This is a genomic window from Priestia abyssalis (assembly GCF_002019595.1).
In the GTDB taxonomy this organism is placed as follows: domain Bacteria; phylum Bacillota; class Bacilli; order Bacillales; family Bacillaceae_H; genus Bacillus_BA; species Bacillus_BA abyssalis.
Map to the genome: position 1 here is coordinate 1 of NZ_MTIQ01000010.1, position 10300 is coordinate 10300.

Sequence of the window (10300 nt, forward strand, 5' to 3'; positions counted from 1 at the left end):
ATGGCTAGAGAGTTCTTCTACACATTGGTTTACTGTTGGTTACCCGGCCTATGTATGATATGCCTTCGCCTTACCTATGTCATTGGCTTCACCCTTTTCTTTACTGAATCGGTTATTAGGCTTGTCCCATGTACGTTTCGGTACACTTCGCCTTTCGCTACTTCACTGATATCACCTTCTTTTTGAGGTAGTGTGTGTTGCTTGTATTTATCATATATGAAACTAGGAATCTTGTAAATACTAAAAATTACAAATTTTCTAAAAAATCTGATTATTTTTGAGGGTTTTCATGAATCTTTAACGTCTCTCACTGAATTCTAATTTGATTTTCACTGTCTTTTCACTTTTAAAAGGTAAAGTGCAAAGTGAGCAGATGATGCTGCAGATTTTTTCATTATTCCCCTTTTAGGCTCGTCTTTATAGACGGGCTTTTTTTTATGATTACCCAAGCTCTTTGATATCGAATAAGAAAAATGATATCGACACAAGATCTACAGTACATTAACAGTATATCAACACTTTTAACTTTTTTGTGCCCCCGTGGTTTTGTTAGGCTTTGCCTAACTCCACACCTTTAGTAGGGACAAAAACCTCTTATGCTCTTCTTCATTTGAGGGAGTTTAATTTAAGAAGAAATAATTGGAATTGAGGGATTTTCCAAAAGAGTGTACGGTGTCCTTTAGGATGTATATAAGATTTAAAATAAAGGAGAATTACTTTGAAATTTACAATGAGAGATTTGCTATTTTTTATTCTGTGGGGGGGAATAAGCGTAATTATTTTTAAAATAATTAACCCTTCTAATTTTATTGGCGAATTAATACTTATGTTTTTGATTGGGGGCTCTGGATCAGTAGTTGGGGGCTATTTTAAGGATAGAAAAATTAAAAAGGAATAATGGTTTTCCTCAACAAAAGGGTGCATTAGTGAAACAAAAATCATATATAAAAAAGGTTGGGCGTCCAAAAGGTACCCAACCTTTTTTATTTACATCGACCAAAAATCATCCGATTTCACGTTCGGATCTATTTGCCGCAATGCCTTCAATACTTTTTGCATGGTTCGTTGATTGGGAGCATGCTTTGCCGTAAAGGTTAAATCTGTAACGGTATTTTTGCTCAATCCACTAGTTTTTTGCAACCAAACGTTTGTAATTCCTCTCTTTTCTAACCATTTCCCTAGCTTTGTTTTCGGTTTATTTACTCCTAGCATCCGATTCAACCTCCTTAGCTGACAGTATGGACACAGTTCCTAAAATTTAATCCAATTTCGCCCAAAAAATTGGGAATAACGGACAAGCAGCGTCCAATATGCTTTATCAAGACGTTAGCAAACGTCAATGACAGCAACGAAGGGAAGTCGATGTATATGACGGTAGAATTAGCGATGGAATTATTAACGTCAGAAGGCGTCTATCTAACTCCGGAGGGGAAAGAGCATTTGGTCCGTCTTCTTAACGGTGAGGAAGTGACATTAGCTAAATGAGTGTTTACCGCCCCACTGTTCGATATGCTCCCGTTTTTCGTGACTACGTAAACGATGTATTCAAGGAAACGCATCTTGATCGTAATCAGATTATCCGGTTGGCACTGTTTGTCGCTGCTCATACAAAAGAATTTAGGGATGTTTTGACGGACTATAAAAAGAAAGACGTCCTTCTCCCCTCGCCTTCGTGGCGGCTTTCAGACCACCATTATTGGCTGGAACAATGCCCGGTAATCGAAAGAGAAGGGAGGGACGTCAATGCTATCGCCACAAGAGGAACGTCAGCTCAAGCTGCTTCTCGAATTCATGAGGCACGATCCGTATTATCACCGTCCGAGACTGGATGTATCACACCGGTTGAGAGATCCGCAGGGCAGATTCCTTCCCAGAGATCACAATCTGATGGACGAATACAAATTCGGGGAGAAGGGAGAATTACTTTTACAGTTGAATGACATCACATATGAAGAGGAACCACCAAGGAAAATTAAATTAATTAAAAAAGAGGGTAGCTACGGTACATACCAAGTCGAAGAAAAATTAAACGCTGGGGACATCGTGGCAGGAATCGCATTTGTGGCAGTGCTGCTAGCATCATTTTTAAATTAGATGCTAACTAAAGTAAAGGTTTAGGTTACTATTATTTTTTTTTAATATTGGCCTTGTGAGAAAAATAAATTTGCTCAGCAAAACAACCGTTTTAAAACGGTTCGCAATGACAAAACGGAGTTATGTATAATTGCGCACTGTCGGATGTTCTCTGTTAAATTATTGTTTCATTCTATCAATCTATCTTGTAGAACTTGGATAAGTTTGGTATAACTAGAATCAAGAAAAAAGTTCGGAAAAGCAAAAAAAGGCTCAGGCGCGCTATAGTGATGCTACCAACATCCTATAACCGTCCACCGTGATGCAGCCACGGTAAACACTTGCCTTCACCTTTTTTTTACATTGTTGTGTCTGTATTTTACGATAAATCAATGTAAAATTCAAGGGGTGAAGTCCACCTTTTTACAGTCTAGAAAAGGCGTGTTTACCGTTTTTGAACGGTAGATACGTCTTTTTTGTTTTCCTTAAAGAAAGGGAGAAGAAAGATGACTGTAAATAGAATGGTATCGAATCCAGAGTTTGATCAAATGAAAAGCCGTGAAGCGTATGCAAAGAATCGCCGTGAACAACAAATTATGAAAGAAATTTTATTAGACGTTGTAAAAAGAGCGTACGGCGACAGTTATAACCGTAAGAGACAAGGAACAAAGAACGCGATTGATATGATGTGTTGGCTGGCTGCGGATCGTGGATTTTTCTTTATTGAAGATAAGACGCTAGCCAAACGTTATGGAGTCACCGACAGGACAATTCGAGAGGTCGAGCAGACATTACGGGAGAACAATGTTATTGTGACCGTCTATCGACGTTCATCGACGCAAAATGGCCTTGGGAACCAAGTCCATCTATTCGTCGATCATCCATACTTTGAGCATTGGGTGGAGTTCTTGCAGTTGGAGGAATTCTTGCCTAATTTCCAACCTAATCTCCAACCTGAAAATACGGAGAGGCCTTGTGAAAGTAAGAGAGTCCCGTCAAAATATGATCCTACCTATTATTTAACTTTAAATACTTTTATTAAACATAATAAACGTAAGGAGAACGTTGCCTTAAATTCTGATTTTGTGCCGTCTTATGTGCCAGAAAGCTTCATTTTGGCCGTACAGCCGTTTTTTAACGATGCTAAGGAAATTCATCGTTTATGGGGAAAAGTGCGCTTAGCACACAAAATGAGCCGTTTAGACACACCTGTAGAAGAGTTGTTGGCTCTGGTCATCCAAACATTTAAGGGATCCGTCTTCGCTTATAAGCAAAACAAGGTGAAAAAAGCCTTTACCGGTTACTTCTTTGGAGGCTTACGAAACGTATTTGCAGCTGCCAAGAGACGAGAAACTTTTCAACATCAATCTGACAACCCACTTTTCTATAATTTCTTAGAAGCCTAAGCCATCTTAAGATGGCTCCACAAAGCTTAAGCTTTGTTTGTTCGTTTCTAAAAAATTAAGGGAAGTGTATTTGAATATGGGTTTCAGGATGTGTTTTGATATGGTGACCATCACACATATCAAAACACATCCGATCTGAGTAGCATGCAGTTAATAAATGAGTTAAAAAATAGGTTAAAAAACGAGTGATAAATAAGGCATCTACCTTATCCCATTTATTAACCAGGAGTAAATTAGATGTGAAAACAGATATGGAATGGGTGTGGGATAGATGGGTTGATCACGTCTACACCTATTCTACTTTTCTAGTTAAGAGTTACATTAGATGTATGAATAGATGTGATAGTAAATGTGATACTAGATGTGTTAACCATGTTATACATCTAATGTAACTGTGACACGGCTTGAGCGCCACCCACCAACACGGGTTATTTCCCTACAGCCCTAGGGTTTGCCTATGCCTGACGTCCTGCCTAACTGTCACGGCATTCCATACTTACATTCCGTGACAGTTAGGCAGGACTATAGGTAAATAACCCACTTACCTTCCCAAACAAAAATGGAAGGGTAAGTGAGTGTTGGTGGGTGGGAAAGTTAGGATGGAAGAGAATGAATAAGTAAGTAATGGAATGTGGTATGTATAGGGAGAGAGTTAGAGGGTAGTAGGAGGATCAGGAGAAGAATGGAAAGGGAGCAGAGCAATAGGAAGAAATAAAAGTTCAAGTGAAGAGAATGGATGAGAAGGTACAGTGGATGTTTTAAAGGCGTTTTAAGCGTGTTTTAAGTGATATAGATGTTTTATATTAGATTGATGGATTAGAAGGCTTAAAACGGAATCTGAGGGCTCGTATAAGGGTGAAGAGAAAATGTCGAGGATTTAAGAAAAATTATATGACATACATATAGATAAGACCGCCTTATAGGCTGATGGATAATGGGCGGTCTTTGCTGTGAATATTCCATTATTGAAATTACATAAGGATCTCAAAAAATTAATCTATAATCCTTTAAAAAAGGTTTTTTGAAGGTGAAAGTAAAACATTAAAGTATAGAACACAAACCCTAAAACTCTACACTATCCTTGACAGACAATGGATTCAGAGATCTATAGTTTAGGGTTTGTGTAGGGTTGCTTTAAGGTTTGTTTTAGGGTTTTGCTGGAAACCCTAAAGTATAGTTTTAAAACCCTAAAACCCTACAAATCATTTGTGTATCAAGGCTTCCAGCAATCTATACTTTAAGGTTGCTTTAGGGTTTAGTTTAAGGCTAGTTTAAAGTTTAAACTTAGGAGGTGTAGGTTTGGAGGGCGAGGAAATCACTTATACTACTGGTGATATTGCAAAAGAATTACAAGTTAGTAGAACAACAATTATCAATCTGGTTAAAGAATTTAATCTAGAGGTTAGAAAAAATCCTAAAAACGGTTATCGATATTTTACAGTTGAAGACTTACACCATATTCGTGAAATCCAAGAGCGTATTGGAAAAGTAGGTAAGGAGCAAGCCCTGCGAGATTGGCATGGTCCTAAAAAGGTATCGTCTGACACGAGAAAGGCAGTACAGGGAGACAAAGAATCCTACATACATGAAAGTGAAACTCTAATACAGGGTTTAGCTCTACAGAAACAGTATAATGACCAATTATTAAACGAAATAGGGCAATTGAAGAGTATGATCCAGGGGCTACAATCTTCTCAAATATCTAAGGAACAAGTAGAACAAATTGTTTTAGAGGAGTTTCCTTCTGCAATAAAGGACGTTCTTGCAGAGAAAGACAGTCAGATTGAGGAATTAAAGGCCCAGATGAATCGACTCGAGGAATTTTTATCAAGTGATCGGGATAAAGCTCTTTTAGATGCTCTCCGTCAAAGTCAAGAAACTCAGAAACAAATGGCTGCAGCAATGTTAGCAGAGAGCCAGAGAGAAAAGAAGAAGTGGTGGAGATTTTGGTAATACCTATTTGGTATGAGTTCTCGGTGGACGGAATCCCGTCAGAACGAAAATTTTTATATATTAAGGGTACATAAAATCCCTACGGTCGCCCTTGATATAAAAATCATTTTCCCTATTTAGGGGAAAATTGCGAGATAAAATAGGTGATTTTAAGGGAGGGCTTCACAATTATTAAAAGCTCTTTTAAATACTTATTATATTTAGTTGTTATTGTTTTTTATTGGTTGGCCACGGATGTAACTGCAGATAAGCTTGAAGAAATTTCACAACAAACCTATCAGCCAATGTTTTTTCCTCCGTTTGCTTATTATTTTCTTTTAAGATATATCCTTTTAGGTATATTGCTTGGAATACCTACATTACTTGCAAGAAGAAAAGAGCCTGGTTTATGGACATTTAATCTAGAAAAACTGTTATTTTTAATGCTACCGTCTTTTATCATAAGTATTTATCCGATCGTTGCTTTTTATTTTAAGCTTCCTGTACCATTTTTCTTCTTACGTATGGGAATTCCGATGGAGATAATATTTGGATACTCATTTATTACGGCGATTAAGAAGAGAAAAGAAGTTTAAGAAGATATATTGCATAAAACCACACTTTTTTATGCAGCTGCCAAGCTTTTTCAGAAGCCGAAAACGTTGATTCATCAACGTTGTATAAAAAGATGCATAAACGATAAAATGGGCCAACTTGAAATCCCTTGAGAGCCAAGGGATTTCAAGTTGGCCTATTTCCGATAGGAGTGTTTATGTTAACTAGAAATGAATATTTCATACATTTGTCCCTTTATAAAAATCAAAAAGGAGATGAAATTAAAAATATACTTTGTTCCTGCTAAGGGTTTTACAGAAAAAGTAAAAAAAGGCGTGGCAGCGAGTCATAGATTAGAGAGTTTCGCCTTTTAGTAGTTCTATAGCCTCTCTAAATCTTAGAGCATGAACAATTGTTCGTTCTCGTAAAAATTTTAGTGAATCCTGTAAGTCAACGTCGTCAGTCATCTCAATTAGCCATTGATAAGTAGCTCTTGTTCTTTCTTCTGCCGCAATATTGTCAGTTAAGTCAGCAATCGGGTCATCTTTTGCTTGAATATACATGGCAGACCATGGTACTCCCACCGCATTCGTATAAAATAAAGCTTTACCATGATTAACAAAAAATGGTCCCAAGCCAGCTTCTTTCAACTGCTCTGGTGTAGCATCCTTTGTTAATTGAAAAATCATAGTTGCTATTACCTCTAAATGAGCCAATTCTTCTGTACCGATATCAGTTAATAGAGCAATTATACGTTTATCAGTCATCGTATAACGTTGATTTAAATATCGAAGTGCCGAGGATAATTCTCCATCTTGACCGCCATATACTTCATAAAGAAGTTTGGCTATCTTAGGATCAGGTTTACTTACCTTAACAGGATAAAATAGCTTTTTCTCATAAATCCACATTAACACCCCTCCTCTATTTGCCAAGGCCATGGTTCATTTATCCATTGCCATGTGTTTCTTGATTTGGAGAAGCCAAATCCAAGTAAAGGACCAAATTGGCTTTCATACTGTAATATCAATTTTCTTAATCTATTAGAGTTTTGATTGAATTGGTTGAGAGCCCTTTTGTCTAAGGGGTGTATATCTAAATAGAGCTGCAATTCTACAAGAACGAACTCAATCTGTTGAATTTCTAGCAAAAGTTCTTGTCTACTCAACACATTGCCTCCTTTATATTTGCATTTATTAATTAATAAATGTGGCCCTTTTAGAATTTGATTGGATGAATGTAGACAAGTGTTAAAATGTGTGCAAGTTGGGGTAAGTTAGCAAAACGTAGATTTATAATGCTAAGGAGACTCTGCCATAAAAATATTTGAATTTTACCATACTAAAAGGTTTTTTAACTGCTGATAACGATTATTATTTATTATGTTAATTTAGAGGATATAGATTATCCATCTCGGCTTTCAGATTTCCATTAGGTAAGTTTTCCTTTATGAATCCATATATTTTCCTTTTCTCCGCACATGCACTGTCTTTTCAATGATTCCTCTCATTTATTAAATAGTATAAACTACATTGTTTATAAATAAGGAGGATATTGAAGATGCCGATAATTAAACAAACTTGTGATGGGAAAACGAGAACTTATTTTATTTCCACCACTCCAGTAGATTTTGGAGTATCTGTCATTAATACTGGAAGTTGTCCATTTAAAGTCATTGTCGTACGTGCAGAAGAAGACGATATTGTATTGGAAGTTTCTCCAGGTGAAGAAAAGGAAATTATTAATACTACCTCACTCATTGAAGTTCAAATTAAATGTTTGAAATGCGATTGTGGGACATGTTGTGAGGGACTTATTTTTGTTGGATTTTAAAATAATTTAAGAAAAAATATTGAAGTATTTGGTAAAAATATTGATTTTGACAGCAACGTTTTTTTACTTTACGCATTAAGGATTGTTATTGAGACAGGAGTTTCTCTTTTAAGTAAAATGATTACAAACATTTGAGTAACAACAAAATGTCTATTATGTTGCGTTATAAAACTCTTGGATTCTCATTAAATTTAAGGGTTTTACTTCTTATAATCCTGGGTTATGTTGATTGAAACGTCTTATATTCGCGTATAAGACGTTTTTCATCTCTATAAACTCTACCCTTGTTCAAGCGTAAAAAGCCTCAAATTCTAGGGATTTGGGGCTTTTTTTATGGTCATTTAACGAGATAGATCAGTTATTTCATCAATGTCATGGAGGATAAAGTCTATTTTTGACCAAAAATCTCAAATAATTTCTGTTCAATTTTCTTATTCGTATCTGGGGTAATTTCTTCAACATAAAAATGGATATTACCGTCTTTGTCCTTGGTAATTCCTTTAATGTCCAGGCTTTCTAATTTCTCTTGTTCATAATAAAGTCCACCATTTTTAATATCGTGCTCTCTAATTTCATCTAATGGTGAGTGATTACAAGCAGCAAAGACGATGAAGAAGAGAAATACGATAAGTTTGTCTTTCACCTGATCACATCCAACCTTTATTTCTTATTTGTAGGATGTGTTCGGAATATGATTTCATTCTTTAAAACAACTAACTGTTCAATTTTTCGTATTGAATAAATGAGTGGCGTTAGTTTAACAAGAACCAAAAATACTGCTGCCTATTTAGGCGACTTTTTCATTTTATCGAATGTATGATTTTACATAAGAACTTACATTCATTAAATGGTGGTCAGAAAAAGTCAATGGTTCTTGTTAAACGGGAGTTTAGTTTAAGAAGGATAACAGGAAAATAAGTATGCTAAAAAGAATTTCAATATATAACAATTCAAGTAAGAAGGTATATTATGCTTAATATTATAACTCTCATTTCAAGTTATTTAGTCGGTTCAATCTCGTTTGCTTTGATTATCGGTAAAATGTTCTACAAAACTGATATTCGTGGATATGGCAGTGGGAATCTTGGTGCAACTAATACCTTCAGGGTTTTAGGAAAAAAAGCAGGGGCAATTGTTGCAATTGCTGATTTATTAAAAGGTACAGTTGCTTGTTTGCTTCCTCAAATGTTAAGTTCTACTGTTAATCCTATTATCTGTGGTTTACTAGCTATATTAGGACACGTATTTCCTATTTTTGCTGGTTTTAAAGGTGGAAAGGCTGTTGCGACTTCAACAGGAGTCTTTTTATTTTTGACCCCTTTAGGTACGTTAGTCGGCTTTGTTGTGTTTCTGTTCACCTTGATCATTTCTAAGTATGTATCACTTAGCTCAATGCTGGCTGGAATAGCAATATTCATTTACAGTTTGATATTTGAAGAAAAAATTATCATAGCACTTTCGTTATTAATAAGCGTATTAGTGATCATTCTACATCGAGAAAATATAAAAAGAATTTTGAAAGGCACTGAAAACAAAATAGGTAAGAAATAATAACTCTTACAAAAAGTATGAGCTTTCTCTTATTAAGCTACCGGAGGCGTGAGTTGAAGAAAGTGTGGTTGCTGCGGCAACCTTTTTTGTGTTAACGGAGCAAATTGGCCGAGCAAGGAATGATAAAATAGATTTAGTTAAATTTTGGATAAGGGATAGGTTTTATTGTATGAAAAGAATAATCTTTGCCACCATATCGAGCGTATTTTTGTTATTAACAGCTTGTTCAAACACACAGGATAGATTAAACCAGTTTGAAGGCTACGTTGTAGAAAGAGTGAAGGAAAACGAAAGAGAAAAGATTTTAGTTGTTAGTGGTATTACTCAAAAGGAAGCGTTAGAAAAGAACCTTAAAGACGTAGCAGAAAGTGAAAATCACAATAATATTATTTGGTTTGTAAACGAGGAAAACAGTTTTAAAGGTATTCAAAAAGGAGAAAAAGTGATTGTGTGGTGGGCTCCCCAAATGCATAACATGCCTTCTATTATCACTTTATTGGCTGAAAAAGTTGAAGTTATAAAAAAGTTAAAAGAATAGGGGATTTTTTCTTGCTGAACAAACGGTTCGTTGAGTAAGAACCCAAAATATAGCTGCCTATTTAGGCGGATTTTTTATTTTATCCAATGTATGATTTAGTATAAAATCGTACATTCATTTTGTTGATTTTACCAAATTTCAGTCAAAATCAATGACATAACGGATGTATCAAAAAAATCGTACATTCAAAACGTTGATATTAGGAAGGTTTTGAAGAGTTAAATCAGGTGAAGGATGTGCAGCGCATTCGTAATAAACAACATGAAATGGGCCCTGGAACGTCAAAAAGAAAGGGAAAAACACAGTAAGCGACCTCGTTCATCCTTTTCGGAATCACAAGGTCGCTTACACTATTTCTTCACTCATTATACTTAGAATCCTTTCGGTCGTTTTTAGATTAGGAGGATCTCCC

The 10300-nt window shown here is 35.8% G+C and carries 12 protein-coding genes; 8 read left to right on the forward strand and 4 right to left on the reverse strand.

The features are described from left to right. The first annotated feature begins 718 nt into the window (after positions 1-718). On the forward strand, positions 719-898 hold the full coding sequence (locus BK575_RS27805; protein WP_078415073.1) for a hypothetical protein: 180 nt from the start codon (positions 719-721) through the stop codon (positions 896-898). 89 nt (positions 899-987) lie between these two features. On the opposite strand, the gene BK575_RS27810 is transcribed toward BK575_RS27805, so the two are convergent. Continuing rightward, entirely contained in the window at positions 988-1212 is a 225-nt protein-coding gene (locus tag BK575_RS27810) for a helix-turn-helix domain-containing protein (RefSeq protein ID WP_078415074.1), read from the reverse strand. Between the two features lie 531 nt (positions 1213-1743). Between BK575_RS27810 and BK575_RS27815 the strand changes: the two genes are divergently transcribed. The 4 genes from BK575_RS27815 to BK575_RS27830 all read left to right on the forward strand — a co-directional run bounded on the left by BK575_RS27815 (position 1744) and on the right by BK575_RS27830 (position 6007). After that, positions 1744-2094: a hypothetical protein gene (locus BK575_RS27815; RefSeq protein WP_078415075.1), complete on the forward strand. Its 351-nt coding sequence runs from the start codon at positions 1744-1746 to the stop codon at positions 2092-2094. Between the two features lie 485 nt (positions 2095-2579). Further along, positions 2580-3479 carry a hypothetical protein gene (locus tag BK575_RS27820; RefSeq protein ID WP_078415076.1) on the forward strand — a complete coding sequence of 300 codons (900 nt, stop codon included), beginning with the start codon at positions 2580-2582 and terminating at the stop codon, positions 3477-3479. A 1299-nt stretch (positions 3480-4778) separates the two neighbouring features. Beyond that, positions 4779-5432 carry a MerR family transcriptional regulator gene (locus tag BK575_RS27825; RefSeq protein WP_078415077.1) on the forward strand — a complete coding sequence of 218 codons (654 nt, stop codon included), beginning with the start codon at positions 4779-4781 and terminating at the stop codon, positions 5430-5432. Positions 5433-5575: 143 nt separating this feature from the next. Beyond that, the gene (locus tag BK575_RS27830; RefSeq protein ID WP_078415078.1) at positions 5576-6007 is read left to right on the forward strand and encodes a hypothetical protein; all 432 of its coding nucleotides are present in this window, start codon (positions 5576-5578) and stop codon (positions 6005-6007) included. Positions 6008-6319: 312 nt separating this feature from the next. Here BK575_RS27830 and BK575_RS27835 read toward each other — a convergent pair whose 3' ends face one another. Both BK575_RS27835 and BK575_RS27840 read right to left on the reverse strand, forming a co-directional pair. Then, the gene (locus BK575_RS27835; protein ID WP_078415079.1) at positions 6320-6877 is read right to left on the reverse strand and encodes a manganese catalase family protein; all 558 of its coding nucleotides are present in this window, start codon (positions 6875-6877) and stop codon (positions 6320-6322) included. After that, a complete protein-coding gene (locus tag BK575_RS27840; RefSeq protein WP_235867527.1) occupies positions 6877-7134 on the reverse strand; it encodes a spore coat protein CotJB in 258 nt (85 codons plus the stop codon). The genes BK575_RS27835 and BK575_RS27840 overlap by 1 nt, the downstream gene beginning before the upstream one ends. A 392-nt stretch (positions 7135-7526) precedes the next feature. Between BK575_RS27840 and BK575_RS27845 the strand changes: the two genes are divergently transcribed. After that, positions 7527-7799, forward strand: coding sequence for a hypothetical protein (locus BK575_RS27845; protein ID WP_078415081.1), 273 nt, complete (start codon positions 7527-7529; stop codon positions 7797-7799). A 388-nt stretch (positions 7800-8187) separates the two neighbouring features. On the opposite strand, the gene BK575_RS27850 is transcribed toward BK575_RS27845, so the two are convergent. Further along, positions 8188-8442, reverse strand: coding sequence for a hypothetical protein (locus BK575_RS27850; RefSeq protein WP_078415082.1), 255 nt, complete (start codon positions 8440-8442; stop codon positions 8188-8190). A gap of 326 nt (positions 8443-8768) precedes the next feature. Here BK575_RS27850 and plsY point away from each other — a divergent pair, with 326 nt between their 5' ends. Both plsY and BK575_RS27860 read left to right on the forward strand, forming a co-directional pair. Then, the gene (plsY, locus tag BK575_RS27855; protein WP_078415083.1) at positions 8769-9350 is read left to right on the forward strand and encodes a glycerol-3-phosphate 1-O-acyltransferase PlsY; all 582 of its coding nucleotides are present in this window, start codon (positions 8769-8771) and stop codon (positions 9348-9350) included. Between the two features lie 64 nt (positions 9351-9414). Beyond that, positions 9415-9888 carry a DUF3221 domain-containing protein gene (locus BK575_RS27860; RefSeq protein WP_078415084.1) on the forward strand — a complete coding sequence of 158 codons (474 nt, stop codon included), beginning with the start codon at positions 9415-9417 and terminating at the stop codon, positions 9886-9888. Positions 9889-10300: the final 412 nt, after the last annotated feature.